The organism is Saccharopolyspora antiqui, from assembly GCF_052246905.1.
In the GTDB taxonomy this organism is placed as follows: Bacteria; Actinomycetota; Actinomycetes; order Mycobacteriales; family Pseudonocardiaceae; genus Saccharopolyspora.
The window spans coordinates 164,311-181,671 of sequence record NZ_JBQQBO010000007.1; the positions used below are offsets into that span (position 1 = coordinate 164,311).

Annotated in this window: 15 protein-coding genes; 6 read left to right on the plus strand and 9 right to left on the minus strand. The window is 69.0% G+C overall.

Features of this window, described 5'->3' with window-relative positions; all coding sequences use genetic code 11:
- From ACTWQN_RS14310 to ACTWQN_RS14330, 5 genes are all read left to right on the plus strand, one after another.
- A complete protein-coding gene (locus ACTWQN_RS14310; protein ID WP_443203932.1) occupies positions 1-2,130 on the plus strand; it encodes an acetate--CoA ligase family protein in 2,130 nt (709 codons plus the stop codon).
- A 250-nt stretch (positions 2,131-2,380) separates the two neighbouring features.
- Positions 2,381-3,730: an Nramp family divalent metal transporter gene (locus ACTWQN_RS14315; protein ID WP_443203933.1), complete on the plus strand. Its 1,350-nt coding sequence runs from the start codon at positions 2,381-2,383 to the stop codon at positions 3,728-3,730.
- Position 3,731: 1 nt separating this feature from the next.
- Entirely contained in the window at positions 3,732-4,133 is a 402-nt protein-coding gene (locus ACTWQN_RS14320; RefSeq protein ID WP_443203934.1) for a hypothetical protein, read from the plus strand.
- A 6-nt stretch (positions 4,134-4,139) separates the two neighbouring features.
- Positions 4,140-4,985, plus strand: a complete 846-nt coding sequence (gene fdhD / locus ACTWQN_RS14325; protein ID WP_443203935.1) for a formate dehydrogenase accessory sulfurtransferase FdhD — start codon at positions 4,140-4,142, stop codon at positions 4,983-4,985.
- A complete protein-coding gene (locus ACTWQN_RS14330; RefSeq protein ID WP_443203936.1) occupies positions 4,982-6,328 on the plus strand; it encodes an OFA family MFS transporter in 1,347 nt (448 codons plus the stop codon). Before fdhD ends, ACTWQN_RS14330 begins: the two co-directional genes overlap by 4 nt.
- Positions 6,329-6,407: 79 nt before the next feature.
- Here ACTWQN_RS14330 and ACTWQN_RS14335 read toward each other — a convergent pair whose 3' ends face one another.
- The 4 genes from ACTWQN_RS14335 to ACTWQN_RS14350 all read right to left on the minus strand — a co-directional run bounded on the left by ACTWQN_RS14335 (position 6,408) and on the right by ACTWQN_RS14350 (position 10,019).
- Entirely contained in the window at positions 6,408-6,878 is a 471-nt protein-coding gene (locus ACTWQN_RS14335) for a MarR family winged helix-turn-helix transcriptional regulator (protein ID WP_443203937.1), read from the minus strand.
- Between the two features lie 159 nt (positions 6,879-7,037).
- Positions 7,038-7,820 (minus strand): DeoR/GlpR family DNA-binding transcription regulator, encoded by a 783-nt coding sequence (locus ACTWQN_RS14340; protein ID WP_443203938.1) that lies wholly within the window; start codon positions 7,818-7,820, stop codon positions 7,038-7,040.
- Between the two features lie 16 nt (positions 7,821-7,836).
- Entirely contained in the window at positions 7,837-8,829 is a 993-nt protein-coding gene (gene pdxA / locus ACTWQN_RS14345; protein WP_443203939.1) for a 4-hydroxythreonine-4-phosphate dehydrogenase PdxA, read from the minus strand.
- Positions 8,826-10,019, minus strand: coding sequence for a four-carbon acid sugar kinase family protein (locus ACTWQN_RS14350; RefSeq protein ID WP_443203940.1), 1,194 nt, complete (start codon positions 10,017-10,019; stop codon positions 8,826-8,828). The genes pdxA and ACTWQN_RS14350 overlap by 4 nt, the downstream gene beginning before the upstream one ends.
- A gap of 375 nt (positions 10,020-10,394) precedes the next feature.
- Between ACTWQN_RS14350 and ACTWQN_RS14355 the strand changes: the two genes are divergently transcribed.
- Positions 10,395-10,520 carry a hypothetical protein gene (locus tag ACTWQN_RS14355; RefSeq protein ID WP_443203941.1) on the plus strand — a complete coding sequence of 42 codons (126 nt, stop codon included), beginning with the start codon at positions 10,395-10,397 and terminating at the stop codon, positions 10,518-10,520.
- A gap of 3 nt (positions 10,521-10,523) precedes the next feature.
- Here the strand turns inward: ACTWQN_RS14355 and ACTWQN_RS14360 are convergent, their stop codons facing one another.
- From ACTWQN_RS14360 to ACTWQN_RS14380, 5 genes are all read right to left on the minus strand, one after another.
- Positions 10,524-14,417, minus strand: a complete 3,894-nt coding sequence (locus ACTWQN_RS14360; protein WP_443203942.1) for a HAMP domain-containing protein — start codon at positions 14,415-14,417, stop codon at positions 10,524-10,526.
- 77 nt (positions 14,418-14,494) lie between these two features.
- Positions 14,495-15,151 (minus strand): response regulator, encoded by a 657-nt coding sequence (locus tag ACTWQN_RS14365; protein WP_443203943.1) that lies wholly within the window; start codon positions 15,149-15,151, stop codon positions 14,495-14,497.
- 144 nt (positions 15,152-15,295) lie between these two features.
- Entirely contained in the window at positions 15,296-15,715 is a 420-nt protein-coding gene (locus tag ACTWQN_RS14370; RefSeq protein ID WP_443203944.1) for a CBS domain-containing protein, read from the minus strand.
- A 73-nt stretch (positions 15,716-15,788) separates the two neighbouring features.
- Positions 15,789-16,925, minus strand: a complete 1,137-nt coding sequence (gene solA, locus ACTWQN_RS14375) for an N-methyl-L-tryptophan oxidase (RefSeq protein WP_443203945.1) — start codon at positions 16,923-16,925, stop codon at positions 15,789-15,791.
- Positions 16,926-17,090: 165 nt separating this feature from the next.
- On the minus strand, positions 17,091-17,336 hold the full coding sequence (locus ACTWQN_RS14380; protein ID WP_443203946.1) for a hypothetical protein: 246 nt from the start codon (positions 17,334-17,336) through the stop codon (positions 17,091-17,093).
- Between the last annotated feature and the right edge of the window lie 25 nt (positions 17,337-17,361).

Sequence of the window (17,361 nt, forward strand, 5' to 3'; positions counted from 1 at the left end):
ATGTCATACGACGGTGCCCGCGTACGAGAGGTACTCGACGCGGTCCGGGCCGAGGGCAGGGCAGCGCTGACCGCCCCCGAGGCGAAACTGCTTTGCGACGCCTACGGCATCCCAACCGCGGGCGAGGGTCTGGCGACGAGCGCCGATGAGGCGGTGTCGCTGGCCCAGCAGTTCGGTGGTCCGGTGGCGCTGAAGATCGTTTCACCGGACATTCTGCACAAAACCGACGCAGGCTGCGTGCTCATCGACGTCAGCGGCGACGACGCGGTCCGCGAGGGCTACGAGCAGATCCTGGCCAACGCCCACGCCTTCACCGAGAACCCGGCCATCGCCGGAGTGCAGGTGCAGCAGATGGTCAGCGGCCACGAGGTGATCATCGGCGCCACCACCGACCCGACCTTCGGCAAGGTGGTCGCGTTCGGGCTCGGCGGCATCCTGGTGGAGGTCCTCAAGGACATCACCTTCCGGCTCGCTCCCCTCACGTCGGAGCAGGCACATGCGATGCTCGGCGACATCGCCGCGGCCGATGTGCTGCGCGGTGCGCGCGGCAGCGAGCCGGTCGATGCCGACGCGCTGGCCGACGTGCTCCGTCGGGTTTCCGACCTGGTGAACGATTTCCCGGAGATCAGCGAGCTCGACCTCAACCCGGTGTTCGCCACCGCGGCCGGGGCGGTCGCCGCCGACGTGCGGATCGTGCTGGAGTCCGAGACGCCCACCAGGCCCGCACAGCACTCGCAGGAGGAAATCCTGGCGAGCATGCAGCGGCTGATGAACCCGAGTAGCGTCGCCGTGATCGGGGCGTCCAACGAGGACGGCAAGATCGGCAACTCGGTCATGAAGAACCTGATCAACGGCGGCTACGCGGGCGAGATCTACCCGATCAACCCGAAGGCCGACGAGATCCTGGGTCGCAAGGCCTACCGCAGCATCACCGACGTCCCCGGCAGCGTCGACGTCGCGGTGTTCACCGTTCCGGCCAAGTTCGTGGCCGGGGCGCTGGAAGAATGCGGCCAGAAGAAGATCGCCGCGGCCGTCCTGATCCCCTCCGGGTTCGCCGAGACCGGCAACCAGGAAATGCAGGACGAGGTCGTGGAGATCGCGCGCAAGCACGGGATCCGGCTGCTCGGCCCGAACATCTACGGCTACTACTACACGCCGCAGAACCTCTGCGCGACCTTCTGCACGCCCTACGACGTGCGCGGCGGGGTGGCGCTGACCTCGCAGAGCGGCGGCATCGGGATGGCCATCCTCGGCTTCAGCCGGACCACCAAGATGGGTGTGTCGGCGATCGTCGGGCTCGGCAACAAGTCCGATGTGGACGAAGACGACCTGCTGACGTTCTTCGAGCACGACGACAACACGCAGGTCGTGGCGATGCACCTGGAGGACCTCAAGGACGGCCGGGCGTTCGTCGACGCCGCCCAGCGGGTCACCAAGAAGAAGCCGGTCGTGGTGCTCAAGGCCGGTCGCACCGACATGGGTGCCCGGGCGGCGAGTTCGCACACCGGGGCCCTGGCCGGTAACGACAAGGTCTACGACGACATCCTGCGGCAGTCCGGCGTGGTCCGGGCACCGGGGCTCAACGAGATGCTGGAGTACGCGCGCGGCATCCCGGTGCTGCCCACCCCGAAGGGCGAGAACGTCGTCATCATCACCGGTGCCGGTGGCTCCGGGGTGCTGCTGTCGGACGCCTGCGTGGCGAACGGGCTGACGCTGATGGACATCCCGCCGGACCTCGACGAGGAGTTCCGGCGCTACATCCCGCCGTTCGGTGCCGCGGGCAACCCGATCGACATCACCGGTGGTGAGCCGCCGAGCACCTACGAGGCCACCATCCGGCTGGGGTTGCGGGACCCGCGGATCCACTCGCTGATCCTCGGTTACTGGCACACCATCGTCACCCCGCCGATGGTGTTCGCGGAGCTGGCCTCGCGAGTGGCCGAGGAAGCCCGCGCCGAGGGCAACGACAAGCCGATCGTGGTGTCGCTGGCCGGCGACACCGAAGTTGAGAAGGCCGCCGAGTACCTGTTCGACCACGGCATCGTCGCCTTCCCCTATACGACCGAGAAACCCGTCGCCGTTTTGGGCGCGAAGTACCAGTGGGCCCGTGCGGCTGGTCTTCTCGGTTGAGAACTAGCCCCGCGCAGGTGTCCAGCACGACCGGTCACCTGCGCGGTACTAGTTCACAGCACAACCAAAGCACAGCGAATCCGTACGTGGGACAAGGAGGTCCGATGTGGACGCTGAAAAAGCGCCTGGGAGAGATGCAGAACCTGAGATAACAACAGATACTCGGGTGTGGAAGGCGGGTCGGCTGGAACCGATGCCGATCCGCAAACTGCCCGAATCACCACCTTCTGTGCACTTTCTCGGCCCCACCGTGTTCTTGGTCGCACTCGGGGTCGGCATGGGCGAGTCCTACCTGTGGCCCCGATTAGTGCTGCTGTTCGGGCCGGAGATCCGCTGGCTGTTCTTCATCGGCGTTACCCTGCAGGCTGTCGTGATGCTGGAGATGGCCCGCTACGCGATGGCAACCGGTGAGAGCATCTTCTCCGGCGCGGCCCGAATCGCGAAGCCGATAATGTGGTTCTTCTTCATCACCGCGATCGCCGTCTACATCTGGCCGGGCCACCTGTCAGCGGGTGCGGCGGCGCTGGAGCAGGTCACCGGAATCCCGTGGCAGGCATCAGCGGTCGTCGGCATGCTGCTTGTGGGCGCGGTATTCACACTGGCCAAGGTGATCTACGACGTACTCGAAAAAGTGCTGTCGTTGACGATCGGTCTCCTGGTGGTGGGCACCGCGGTGGTTGCTTCGATGGTCGGGAACCTCTCCGACCTGACCAGCACCCTCGCCGGGATGTTCCACTTCGGCTACTTCCCGGCTGACGCGATGTCGGCGCAGTGGTTCCCGGTCGTGGTCGGGGCCATCGCCTTCGCCGGTCCGTCGGGTATGCAGCAGATGTGGTACACGCTGCACCTGCGGGACAAGGGCGCGGGCATGGGCGCGCACATCCCTCGGATCCGCGGCCTGCGCAGCGCCGGGGAAGAAGAGGCGATGCCCTCGCGCGGGTTCATGTTCGACACCGATGACCCCGACGAGTTGCGCAAGTGGAAGGGCTGGCGGCGTTGGGTCACCTTCGACGCGCTGCTGCTCTTCTGGGGCATCACCATGTTGGTGACCGTCTCGTTCACCGTCCTCGCTCAGTCCGCGGCACGTGAGAACCCCAACGTGAAGGAACTGATCGCGGCCGGTGACCAGGATGCGTCGCTGAACGCGATGGCCGATGCCTTCAGCTCGGCGGGCGCACCGGTGCTCGGTTCGGTGTTCCTCTTGTTCGTCGCGCTGATCGGTCTCAACGCAACACTCGGCCTGTTCGACTCGTTCTCCCGCGGTCAGGCCGATATGACGTACCACTTCGTGCCTGGTGCACGACGGTTCCGGATGTCCCACCTGTATGCGGCCTTCCTTTGGGGCCTCATCATCCTGGGCATCCTGATCCTGCTGTTCGGCCCGGCTGACGGCCCCGCCTCGATCCTGGACACGCTCTCCTTCTTGTCCGCGTTCGCGATGGGTGCCTACTGCATCGTGCTGCTCCTGGTGAACAACATCCTGTTGCCCAAGCCAATCCGACCGAACCTGTTCATCAACCTGATCATCGGTTTCGGTGCGGTGTTCTACCTCGGGATGCTGTTCTTCTGCCTCTTCGCCTTCGGAGTGGTCGTGAGTTGACATGACACTCACCAGCCAGATCACCACGCCGGGATTGGTAATCGGGACGATCGCCGGCCTGTTCGCAGGCGGGCTGGCGCTCGTCAGCGGTATGCCGTCGAGCTGGGCCGCGGTCACCGCGGTCACGCTCGGCCTGCCGTTGGTCGTGCTGGGTGCGGGTTGCAGTTTGCTGCGGGCGCGAGGGGTGCTGCGTAGCGGCGCCTTCGCGCCCGTGGCGCTCTACTGGCTGCTCGCGTTCCCGATCGCACGGCTCTTCCAGGAGGTGGGTACCCGCCTGGTGCTCAACGAACAGTTCGCGTTGCCGCCGGACCTGCTGGCCTTCCTGGCCTTCCAGGCATTGGTCAGCGTCGGGTTCGCGATCGGCTTCGTTTGGGTGCAAGAGCGGATGTGGCGAAGCGGGTGATGCCTTGTGGGCCGAGTGACCAGTAGGCGGCGTGTGATCAGCCTCCAAGACGGTGTGCGTCGGGCCCGTCCCGACACGCTCGTCACGGAGGAACCGCTGGAGATCCGCCTCGACGGGAAACCTTTGACGGTGACCATGCGCACGCCGGGCAACGACTTCGACCTGGCGGCCGGTTTTCTGGTCAGCGAAGGTGCGGTTCGCCGCACCGACGAGCTCCTCGGCATCCGCTACTGCGCGGGCGCGACCGATGACGGCGTGAACACCTACAACGTTCTCGACGTCTCGCTCGCGCCCGGCACCACCCCGCCGGACACCTCCCTGCAACGCAACTTCTACACCACGTCGTCCTGCGGGGTCTGCGGAAAGGCCAGCCTCGACGCGGTCCGCACCGTGGCGACCTGGCCGGTCCGCGACGACCCCGCGTCGTTGGATCCGGAGCTGCTGACCGAACTCCCCCACCGGTTGCGCTCCGCCCAGCGGGTTTTCGACCGCACCGGCGGCCTGCACGCCAGCGGCCTGTTCAACCTCGACGGCGAACTGCTGTGCCTGCGCGAAGACGTGGGGCGGCACAACGCCGTGGACAAGGTCGTCGGCTGGGCACTGCGCGAAGGCCGGTTGCCGCTGGCCGGAACCGTACTCATGGTCAGCGGTCGAGCCTCCTTCGAACTCGTGCAGAAGGCGGTGATGGCCGGGATCCCGATGCTGGCGGCGGTTTCCGCACCGTCCTCGCTGGCGGTGGACCTGGCGGCGGAATCCGGCCTGACGCTGGTCGGTTTCCTGCGCGGCAGGAGCATGAACGTCTACACCGGGGCGCACCGGCTCGGTCTGGTCGAGGCGGGTAGCCCGGCATGACCGGGCAGTGGCCGATGATCGGCCTGCACACGCCGAACCTGGAGGTCCGCGACCACCACGGCCGCCGGTACCGGGTCGGTGAACAGCCGCAGGACCTCATCGGGCGCTCCCGCGAAACGATGCTGCGGCTGTGCTGGCTGCCGATGCTCGTCGTCGGCACCATGCAGTACGCCTACGGCGCGGCGGTGCCCGCGCTGGCCGCCACCGGGTACCGCACCGGCACCCTGTTCTGGGTGCTGGCCGGATGGGCGGTTTTCCAAGCTGGGGCAGGCTTCCCGGTCGCGCACTTGCGCCAACGCAACCGCATCGGACCCCGACCGGTGCTGGTAGCGGGCGCTTTCATGTGCGCGACCGGGATCCTCAGCTTGGCGCACTCGCAGACCCTGCTCGGCCTGCTGGTGGGGTATTCGGTGATCGGCGGTACCGGGGCCGGTCTGGTCTACGCCGCGTGCACTTCGACGGCGGGCAAGTGGTTCCCCGAACGGGCCGCCGCCCGGGTCGGTTTCGTCACCGGCGCGTTCGCGTACGGATCGACCCCGTTCGTCATCGCACTGGTGCTCAGGCCGCAGAACGTGACCACGGCACTGGATGTTTTCGCGCTGGTGCTGTTCGTCGCGGTGCTGGGCTGCGGGTTGCTGCTGGCCGATCCCCCGCGCGACTGGTGGCCGGCGCACGTCGATCCCCGGCAGTGGGCCCGGACCGGTCCCGGCCGGATGAGCCCGCCCGCGGTGCGGCAGTACTCGGCCCGCGAAGCGCTGCGCACCTCGGTGCTTCCGGTGATGTCCGCGTGCCTGTTCTGCGCGGCGACGGTGTCGCTGTTCAACGCCGCGTTCCTGGTGCTGTTCGCGGGATCGCTGGCCCCGGCGTTGGCCGCGGCCGCGTTCGTGGCGACCAACGGCGCCGGTCGGGCGCTGGCCATCCCGGTCGCCGACCGGATCGGATGCCGCCGCACGCTGCGCTGGGTGGTGACGGTCCAGGCGATCGGCCAGATCCTGCTGCTGGGCGCTGTCGTGCAGCAGTCGACCGCACTGATGCTCGCGGGCGCCACGGTGGCCGGGATCGGTGGCGGTGCGTTCTACCCGCTGTTCGCCGCGCTGGCCCGGGAGTTCTTCGGCGAGCAGCGCAGCGCCGAGGTGCACGGCCTGATCTACAGCGCCAAGGCGGTCAGCGGGGTGGTCGGCATCGGCTTGGCCGCGCTGGCCACCGCGCAGTGGGGCTTCCCCACCGCCCTGCTCGCCGCAGCGGCGTTGTCGCTGGTATCGGCGGTCCTTTGTGGAGCACTGCGACGCCCCGGCCTGCCGAAGACGCTGCCATCACCGGACCCGGGCGCCCGCAACCTGTAACCGCTGCCGGTTCTTGGGTGGATTCCGGTTTCCCGGCACCCGAATTCAGGTCACGCAGGAAGGCCACCGCTGCTGGGCGTCAGGCCCAGCCCGCGCCTCGCAGGGTGGCGTGGTGCTCGACCACCTGGGTCATCAGGGACAGCAATCGCTGCCGGTCGTCCTCGTCGAGGGGCGCGAGCAGGTCGTCCTGCGCCTCGGCCACCAGGCGGCGCAGCTGTGCCAGGTGCCGGGTGCCCTCGGGAGTGATCGTCACGATGTTGCGGCGCAGGTCGGTCGGGTCCGGCTGGCGCTCGATGTGGCCGTGTTCGCCCAGTTCGCCGACGACGGCGGCGATGTCGCTGCGGTCGAGGTGGCAGCTGCGGCCGAGGGCGATCTGGCTGACCGGGCCGCGCTCGGCGAGCGCGGACAGCACCGAGAAGTGGTAGCGCCGCGCCCCGACGGTGGCCAGCCCGTCGCTGACCAGCCGGTGCGCGTACGCGGAAGCCTGGCCGATGAGCCAACTCGGACTCTGGCGCAGTGCGGTCGGCGGCGCGTCATCGGTGGGCTGCATGGGGACAAGTCTATATCCGTTGGCGATACCAACATGTCGGCCTACCGGCTGGACGACCTGCGCGACCGCCTCGCCCGAACCCGCTGGACGGACGCCCACGACATCGTCGTGCGCGACATCCGCGCGTTTCCCTCCTGACTGACCGCTGCGGCAATGCGGTCACACCACGACGACCTCGGCGCCGGGCAGGGCCCGAAACGGCGCCAGATCCCCGTCGGTGGCGCCGCGGTCGGTGACGAGCGTCCAGGCCGCGGGCAGCGGAGCCCAGGCGTTGAACGGGGCGGCGCTGAGCTTGCTGCTGTCGGCCAGCACGTAGACCTCGCGGCCGCGCGCCATCATCTGCTCCTTCAGGCGGGTTTGCAGCAGGCTCGCCTCGCAGATGCCCAACCGCGCGTCCAAGCCGTCCGCGCCGAGGAAGACCTTGTCGGCGGTGAGCCGGGTCAGGGTCAGTTCGGCCAGTGGTCCGACGAATCCCTGGCTGATGTGCCGCATCTCCCCGGCCAGCGCGATCACCTGCACCGCATCGGCGTCGGCCAGTTCGGTCAGCGTGGTGATCCCGTTGGTGATCACCGTCAGCCCGGCGCGTTCGCGCAGGTGGTGGGCCAGTCGGCCGGTGGTCGTCCCAGCATCCAGGATGACCGTCTCCGGCCCGCCGATGCGCTCGGCGGCCCACCGCGCGATGCGGTCCTTCTCCGCGGTGGCCAGCGCGGTGCGCTGCCCCAGCGACGGTTCGGTCGCCGTCGCGGGCATCGCGCCGCCGTAGGTGCGCGCCAGCTTGCCCTGCTCGGTCAGCAGCGAGAGGTCGCGGCGGATGGTGGACTGGGTGACCGCCAGCGACTCCGCGAGCTCCTCCACCTGCACCGCGCCCTGCTCGGTGACAAGCCGCTCGATCAACGCGCGCCGCTGGCCCGCGGACATCCGCTGGCCGAAGTCCGTGCTCACCGGGCAATCCTCCCAGTCACGGCCGCCGGGCCAGCGCGGCGGCCTGGCGCAACGCCTCGATCATGCTGCCCGCCTCGGCCTGACCGGTTCCGGCGATGTCGAAGGCCGTCCCGTGGTCCACCGAGGTGCGGATCACCGGCAGACCCACCGTGATGTTCACCCCGGCCTCCAGACCCAGGATCTTCACCGGCCCGTGGCCCTGGTCGTGGTACATCGCCACCACCAGGTCGAAATCTCCTCGCCCGGCGCGGAAGAACACCGTGTCGGCGGGCAGCGGGCCCTGCGCGTCGATGCCGTCGGCGCGGCAGGCTTCCAACGCCGGGACGATCTTCTCCTCTTCCTCGCCGCGGCCGAACAACCCGTTCTCCCCGGCGTGCGGGTTGATCCCGCACACCGCGATCTTCGGTGCGGCGATGCCGGAATCGACCATCGTGCGGAAGCCGCGTCGGACGGTGCGCTCCACCAACCCCGGCTCGATCCGCTCGATGGCGTCGACCAGTCCGATGTGGGTGGTCACGTGGATGACCCGGACCTTGCCGGTGGACAGCATCATCGACACCTCGGGCACCCCGCACAGCTCGGCCAGCAGCTCGGTGTGGCCGGGATAGCGGTGTCCGGCGGCGTGCAGCGCCGCCTTGTTCAGCGGCGCCGTGCAGATCGCCTGCACGCCTCCCGCCATGGCGAGCTCGGCGGCCTTCGCGACGTACCGGTAGGCACCCTCACCGGCCAGCTCGGAGAGTTCGCCGAAGGGCAGGTCATCGGGGATCAGGTCCAGGTCGAGCACCTCGATCACACCCGGTTCACCGGTGGCCTGCGCAGGCGAGTCGACGGTCTTGAACCGCACGTCGACGCCGCAGATCTCGGCCGCCCTGGCCAGTCGCGCGGCGTCGCCGATCACGACGCAGCGGGCCAGCTCGCGCACCTCCGGTGCTACGAGCGCGCGCACGACCACCTCGGGTCCGACGCCAGCCGCATCGCCCATCGTGACGGCAATGGTGGGCAGGTTCATCTCAGTCCCTTTCCCGAACGAACCGCCGCGACGGCCCGGTGCAGTGTTTCCGGCGTGCCGAAGCCACCGGCTTTGGTGATGACATAACCCGGCTGCGGCTCGGTGCGCGCGAGCACCACACCCGGTTCGAGCTCGCCCAGCAACCGCAGACCGGTGACGCCGCGTCGGCTGAGCACCGCGCGGGCGGTCTCGCCGCCGGTGAGCACCAGCAGTTCCGCGTGGCCGGTCGCCGGTGCGCAGACCTCGGCCAGCGCGGCGTTGAGCTGACGTGCCGCGGCGACCTCGATCGGTCCGTCCAGCGTGACGACCACATCTCCGGTGGCCAGCTCGTCGCTGAGCTGCTCGGACATCCGCGCCAGGTCGGCGGCGTCCGCGTCGAGCAGTTTGCGCACCGATAACCGGCAGGTGTGCGCGAACCGCTCGGCCAGGAATTCGGCCTGTTCGCGCGAAACCCCGCTGGCGCTGCCGACCACCGCGAGCGCGCGACCGCCGACCGGTGGCGGCGGTTCGACCTCGCGACCCGGCCGCAGCTGCTCGGCCAACGCGTCGGCCAGGCCCGCCGAACCCACCCAGTACGGCTGCCGCGCGGCGGTCATCCCGGCCGCCACCACCGCCCGCAGATCGCTTCCGGCCACCGCGTCGCAGACCACGACATCGGCTTCGGTGAGCAGTTCGGCGAGCTTTACCCGCAGTGCCACCGGATTGCCCCGGATCGACGCGAGCGCCACGTGCCGCACCGCCAGCGGCTTGAGCGCCGAGGCGATGTCCACCGGCGGCTCGGCGGTCTCCGCGGCCCAGGAATCCGTGTGGTGCAACGGAATTCCCCGCACGTGCACGACACCGCCGAGCACCGTCCGCCCGGTGGCCGGGGACGCCGGGCACAACAGCACACCCGTGCCCTCGGCGTGCTCGACGAGCGCGCCGATCTCGGCGGCGAGGTTCCCGCGCAGCGTGGAATCGATCTTCTTGAACACCACCCGGCCCGCGGCGTGACCGCGCAGCGCGGCCGCCACCCGCTCGGCCGCCCGACTCGGTTCGACGTGTCGGCTGTCGGTGTCCGCGACGAACACCTCGGCGTCGCCGGTGTCATCCAGTGCCAACAGGGTGCGCATTTCGCGCAGCGCGAAGGGAATACCGGAATCACCGGCACCGCTGAGGTCGTCCGCCACGACCAAGACTCGCGATCCCATGATCACCTGCTCTTCCGCTCGCCAGCGTCCGTCCGGGCATTCGTCGCGCACGCCGCGCAGCGATGGCTACACCATAATGAGCACTGCGCGAATCACGCAATGTCTCGGTGAGATGTGCTCATAACACGCATGACGAGCGAGTCGCCGGGCACTGACCACCACCGATGCCTGGCGGTGGCGGCGGCAATAGGGCCGAAAGACCTGGAGTTGTGATTTTCATCCGCCTGCCACCGGCTCGCCGGGGCGCGAAATCGCCCCTCCCGGCACACCCGTCCCGCCAGCCGCACCGGTTCGCGCGGTTGGCGGGTACGCCCTACCGAAGGGTCTTCCACCAGCGGTTATCGTGGTCGTCAACAGCTGACGTTGGGAACAGCCATGGCCGAACCACACGGCGTCGACCACTTCGACGCGACCTTCGCGAGCGACCTCGCGTGGGCCCAGAAGCTCCGCGAGCAGCTCGCCGAGATGCCCACCGCCGAGGAGCCCGAACAGGTCGAGTGACCGCTACTCGCCCGGTTCCGGGCTGCGTCCGGCGGGCAGGTGTTCGGCGAGCAGCTCCAGCAGCACGTTGACGTCGACCGGTTTGCTCAGGCACTCGGTGGCCCCGGCCTCGATGCTCTGCTCGCGGTCGCCCTTCATCGCCTTGGCGGTGATCGCGATGATCGTCAGATCCCGGTAGCGCGGCATCTCCCGGATGATCCGGATCGTGGCGTTTCCGTCCATCTCCGGCATCATCACGTCCATCAGCACGATGACGATGTCGCCGTGCTGCTGCATCGCGTTCAGCCCGGCCAGCGGGTTGTCGGCGTGCACGACCTGCAGGCCGTGCTGCTCCAGCAGCGCGCTCATCGCCTGCACGCTGCGGTAGTCGTCGTCGACGACCAGCACCTTCTCCCCGTTGAACCGCAGGGACGCGTGCTTCTCCGGTTCGCCGCAGCGCAGCATGTGCTGGTGGTCCTCCTGCCGGATCAGTTCGGTGGACCGCAGCGGCGGATCGATGCCCTCGACCGCCACGTCCAGGTTGCTCTCCGCCGCGGTCGGCACGTAGCTGCGCGCCGGGCGCTCGACCACCGGCTCCGCGCTGACCGCGGGTTTCGGTGTCGGTGGCTCGACCGGCAGGAACAGCACGAAGGTGCTGCCCTGGCCGGGTTCGCTGTGCACCTGGAGTTCGCCGCCGAGCAGGGTGGTCAGCTCGCGACTGATGGACAGCCCCAGCCCGGTTCCGCCGTACTTGCGGACCGTGGTGCCGTCCACCTGCTGGAAGGCCTCGAAGATCAGGTTGAGCTTGTCGGCCGGGATGCCGATGCCGGTGTCGCGCACCGAGAACGCCAGCCGCTGGGTGGCGCGGCGCAGCCCATGGGCGTGCACCTCGGTGGGCTGGGCCGGACGGATCCGCAGTTCGACGCCGCCCTTGTCGGTGAACTTCACCGCATTGGACAGCAGGTTGCGCACGATCTGCTCCAGCCGGTTGCGGTCGGTGCGCAGGCTCGGTGGCACCGACGGCGCCACGACCACCGTGAAGTCCAGGCCCTTGTCCGCCGCCAGCGGCCGGTACAGCGACTCCACGTGCGCGGCGAGGTCGGCCAGTTCGACGTCCTCGGGCAGCAGGTGCATCTGCCCGGCTTCCACTTTGGACAGGTCCAGCACGTCGTTGATCAGCTGCAGCAGGTCGGTGCCCGCCTGGTGCACGGTCTTGGCCAGGTCCACCTGCTGCGAGGTGAGGTTGCCGTCCATGTTGTCGGCCAGCAGCTTGGCCAGGATCAGCACGCTGTTGAGCGGGGTGCGCAGCTCGTGCGACATGTTGGCCAGGAACTCCGACTTGTAGGCCGAGGCTTGGGACAGCTGCCGGGCCCGTTCCTCCAACTCCTGGCGGGCCTGTTCGATCTCGATGTTCTTCAGCTCGATGTCCCGGTTGCGGCTGGCCAGCAGCGCCGCCTTCTCCTCCAGTTCGGTGTTGGAGCGTTGCAGTTCGGTCTGCTGCTGCTGCAACTGCTCGGAACGCGCCTGCAGTTCCTTGGCCAGGTGCTGGGATTCGGCCAGCAGCGCCTCGGTGCGCGAGTTCACCACGATGGTGTTGACGTCGACGCCGATGGTCTCCTTGAGCCGTTCCAGCAGGTCCAGGTGCACCGCGGTGAACGTGTTGACCGAAGCCAGTTCGATCACCGCGAGCACCTCGCCCTCGAACAGCACCGGCACGATCGCCACGTTCGTCGGCGACGTTTCGCCGAGCCCGGAACTGATCCGGACGTACTGCGGGGGCGCGTCGGAGACCAGGATCGACTTGCGGTCGGCCGCGACCTGCCCGACCAGCGACTCGCCCAGTTCGAAGCGCAGCGGCGGGACGCCGTCGCGGGCGTTGGGGCGGCCGTACCCGGCGGTGCGCTCCAGGAGCAGGCGGCCGTCCGCCCCCAGTCGGCTCAGGAAGAACGCGCCGTACTGGGCGGACACCAGCGGGGCCAGCTCGGTCATGATCAGCTGCGCGAGCGCGTCCAGGTCGTGCTGCCCCTGCATCAGCGCCGAGATGCGCGCCAGGTTGGTCTTCAACCAGTCCTGTTCCTGGTTGTCCTTGGTGGTCTCCTTGAGGTTGCTGATCATCGCGTTGATGTTGTCCTTGAGCTCGGCGACCTCGCCGGAGGCGTCCACGGTGATCTGCCGGGTCAGATCGCCCTCGGTGACCGCGGTGGCCACCTGCGCGATGGCGCGCACCTGGGTGGTGAGGTTGCTGGCCAGCCGGTTGACGCTCTCGGTCAGCCGCCGCCAGGTGCCGGAGACGTCGGCGACCTCGGCCTGGCCGCCGAGCTTGCCCTCGGTGCCGACCTCGCGCGCCACCCTGGTGACTTCCGCGGCGAACGCGGAGAGCTGGTCGACCATCGTGTTGATGGTGGTCTTGAGCTCCAGGATCTCGCCCCGGGCGTCCACATCGATCTTCTTGGACAGGTCGCCGCGGGCCACCGCGGTGGTCACCTGGGCGATGTTGCGCACCTGGTTGGTGAGGTTGCGGGCCATGATGTTGACGTTGTCGGTCAGGTCCTTCCAGGTGCCCGCGACGTTGGGCACCCGGGCCTGGCCGCCGAGGATGCCCTCGGTGCCGACCTCGCGGGCCACCAGCGTGACCTGCTCGGCGAACGCGCGCAGCGTCTCGACCATCCCGTTGATCGTCTCGGCGAGCGCGGCGACCTCGCCCTTGGCCTCCACGGTGATCTTCTTCGACAGGTCGCCACCGGCCACCGCGGTGGCCACCTGGGCGATGCTGCGCACCTGGTTGGTCAGGTTGTCGGCCATGATGTTGACGTTGTCGGTCAGGTCCTTCCAGGTACCGGCCACGCCGTGCACCCGCGCCTGGCCGCCGAGCTTGCCCTCGGTGCCGACCTCGCGCGCCACCCTGGTGACCTCGTCGGCGAACGCGGAGAGCTGGTCGACCATCGTGTTGAGGGTGTTCTTCAGCTGCAGGATCTCGCCGCGGGCGTCGACGTCGATCTTCTGCGACAGGTCGCCGCGGGCCACCGCGGTGGCGACCTGGGCGATGTTGCGCACCTGCACGGTCAGGTTGTTGGCCATGAAGTTGACCGAGTCGATCAGGCCGCGCCAGGTACCGGCGGCGCCTGGGACCTCGGCCTGACCACCCAGCTGCCCTTCGCTGGCCACCTCCCGCGCCACCCGGCTCACCTCGTCGGCGAACGCGGAAAGCTGGTCGACCATCGTATTGATGGTCACCTTCAGGTCGAGCATCTCGCCGCTGACCTCGACGGTGATCTTGCGGGTGAGGTCACCGGCGGCGACCGCCTTCGCGACGTGCGAGATGTCGCGCAGCTGGCCGGTGAGGTCGGCGGCCATCCCGTTGACCGCGTCGGCCAGGTCCCGCCAGGTGCCCACCAGACCCGGCACCTGCGCCTGGCCGCCGAGCTTGCCCGCGGTGCCGATCTCCCGCGCCACCCTGGTGATCTCCTGGGCGAACAGCGACAGCTGGTCGAGCATGTCGTTGACCGCCGTGCTCAGCCCGGAGAGCTCGCCGGGCAGCGCCACGTCGGCGGCGCGGCGCGGCATCCGCTGCGACAGGTCGCCGCGGGTCAGCGCCCCCAGCACCCGGTTCAGGTCGGCCATCGGCGCCAGCAGGGTGCGCACCATCCCGTTCACCGAGTTCGCCGCGACCGTCCAGCCGCCCAGCGAACCGCCGTTGAAGTCGATCGGGGTGATCGGCCACTCGCCCCGATCCGCAGCGGCGCTGACCCGCTGCAACTCGCCGACCAGGTATTGGTTGCGTTCGGCGAGTTCGTTGAACACAGTGGCGACCTCGGCCGCCATCCCACCGCCGGAGAACACCAGGCGGCGGCGGAAGTTGCCGTCCCGCAGCTCCCGCAGTCCCATCGTCAGACGGGTCAGCAGCGCGTCATCGGTCATCGGCGCAGCAGAATCGAACTCCGCGGACGAAACGTCCGGGGGCTGTGACGACATGAGGGCCTCCCGCCGCACCCAGCTCAGCGCTTGTTGCGCGAATCGCGGTCCAACCGCAGCTCGGTGGCCAGCACGGCGGCCTCGCTGCGGTGCCGCATCGCCAGCTTCGCCAGCATTTGGGACACGTAGTTCTTGATCGTTTTTTCGGCGAGGTACATGCGCTTGGCGATCTCCCGGTTGGTGAGACCCTCGCCTATCAGTTCCAGCACCTGCCGCTCCCGCGCGGTCAGTTCGCGCAGCGGATCGGCCTGCTGCTGCTCCTTGCGCAGCCAGGACAGCATCGCCTCGGTCTTCTTCGGGCTCAGCAGCGACTGGCCGGCCCCGGCGGTGCGGATCGCGGTGACCAGTTCCTCGCTGACCACGCCCTTGAGCACGAACCCGGCGGCACCGGCCATGATCGCGTCCATCAGCGCGTCGTGGTCGTCGAAGGAGGTCAGCATCAGGCAGCGCAGCTCGGGCAGCTGCGACCGCAGCTCACGACACAGCTCGACGCCGTTGCCGTCGGGCAACCGGACGTCCAGGATGGCGACCTGCGGTTGGGCGTTGGGCACCCAGGCCAGCGCTTCGGCGACCGTCGCCGCCTCGCCGACCAGTTCGAGGTCCGACTCGGCCGCCACCAGGGCGCCGATACCCCGCCGAATCACATCGTGGTCGTCGACCACGAACACGCGTGTCGTCATCTGATTTCTAAGCCCCCTTCGCCCCGGATTCGTCGGGAGGGCACTGACCAGGATAAATACCCTGTCACCCGAACGCTGCTCGGAGTTCGCCGAAGGGCGGCGACCATCGGCGCCTGGTTCGGTACCGGGCGCCGGGCGCAGCTATCACTTGGTCGCGTAGACGCTCTCCACGAAGTGCGCCAGCTGGTCATCGGTGAGGTGCCGGGCCAGATCGGCCTCGCTGATCATGCCGACCAGCCGGTGCTCGGCGATGACCGGCACCCGCCGGATCTGGTACTGCTCCATCATCGACAACACCTGACCAACGTCGGATGTGGCCTCCACCCAGTGCGGAGTGCCCTGGGCCAGTTCACCGGCCTTCACCTCGGCCGGGTTGCGCCCTTCCGCGCAACAGCGCAGGACGATGTCGCGGTCGGTGATGATGCCGTGCAGCCGGTCGTCCCGACCGCAGATCGGCAACGATCCGACTTTGAGGTCGCGCATCATCTGCGCGGCCTTGTACAGGCTTTCGTCCTCGCCGATGCACTGAGCCCCGGAATGCATGATGTCGCGCGCCGTGGTCATGGCTGATCCTTTCGACTGCGGTGCCTGGCTGTCCTGGCACTACCCGCAGCACTCGACGGCGAAACCGCGCCGGTCAGGCCAGGCGATGCGGCGACATGAACTCGTAGCGCGGGTCGGCCGTGCCGGTGAGCAGGTCGGCGACCACCGCCGCGAGGCCGGTGGCGAACTTGAAGCCGCGCCCGGAGTGGCCGGTGGCCAGCACGACGCGGCCAGCGCCGACGCGACCGACCAGCGGATGTCCGTCGGAGGTGTACAGGTCGGTGAAGGCGTCGGTGCGCAGCGGGTGCGGGTGCAGTCCAGGCAGCATCCGCCGCACCGCGTCCGCGATGGTGCAGACCTCCGCCGAGCTGTGCCGCCGGTCCACGGCCGCCGGATCCGGCACCGAGTGCGAGACGACGGCCCCGGCGACCTTCACCATGACGTCGTCGACCGTCGGGGTGCCGTAGATGTGTGCCGTGCCGCCGTGGTGGATGAAGATCGGAAATCGCTCCGGCCGGTAGTCGTCGATGTTCTCGGTGCCGAACCAGGTGAGCAGGACCCGGCGCGGATCCACCGCCGCCGCCAACCGCTCGGGCAGGAACCGCGACGCCCAGGCCCCCGCGCACACCACCACCTGGCCGACCCGGTAGGTGCGCTCGGGGGTGCGCAGCTGCACGTTGTCGGCGTCTTCGACGATGTCGGTCACCTCGGTGTAGCGCAGCACCCGCGCCCCGAGGCGTTCGGCGACCCGGGTCGCGCTGAGCACCGCCTGTTCGCAGCGCAGGAAACCGGCCTGCTCGTCGAGCACCGCGACTTCGCCATCGCGCAGCCGGTGCTGCGGATACCGTTGCGCGGCTTCGCCTTTCGACAGCACCTCGACCGCGACACCGGTGCGGTGGACGCTGTCGATCAGCCCGGCCAGGTACTCCGCCGCCGGGTCGCCGATCGCCAGGCCCCCGCACTGGGTCAGGATGTCGGCGCCGGATTCGGCTTCCAGTTCCCGCCACAGCCGCAGCGAATCCCGCAGCAGCGGCACGTACTGCGCGCCTTCGGCGTAGGCGAGCCGGAACAGCCGTGTCTCGCCGCCCACCGCGCCGCGGTCGTGGCCGGGCGCGAACTGCTCGAAGGCCAGCGCGCCGACGCCGCGGCGCGCCAACTGCCAGCTGAGCATGCTGCCAGTCGTGCCGGTTCCGACGATGCCGACCTCGGCGTCCAGTGGAGTAGCTGCCATGACCTCACAACACCTTCGACGGGAACGACCTGGTGCGTTCGTGGTTCGTGAGCTGCGAGCAGAACGTATGTTGAATCCAACTCGGTTCCGGCCGCAAGCCTCCCCGGGCGAGCGCGGTCGAGGGCGGACCCGCGCTCACTCGGTGGTCCGTTGTGGACAGCCGGGTCAGTACTCGTGCATGAACCGGTCGAAAGCCGCGTTGGCGGCCGCCCATTCGTGGGTGATCAGCTCGCGCGACTCGCCCGGTCGCGGTTCGGCGTCGACGGTGACCACGAATCCCGGCTCGGCGATCCGACGCCGCAGCTGCACCAGGCATCCACCGGCGGAGCAGCCGAACCGCTCCCCGTTGTCCCTGGACTCGACCTGCCCCGGTCGCAGGGCAGAAACGTGGTTGTCCCGGTTTTCCGCCATGCGCCCGTTGTAACCCAATCCGGCG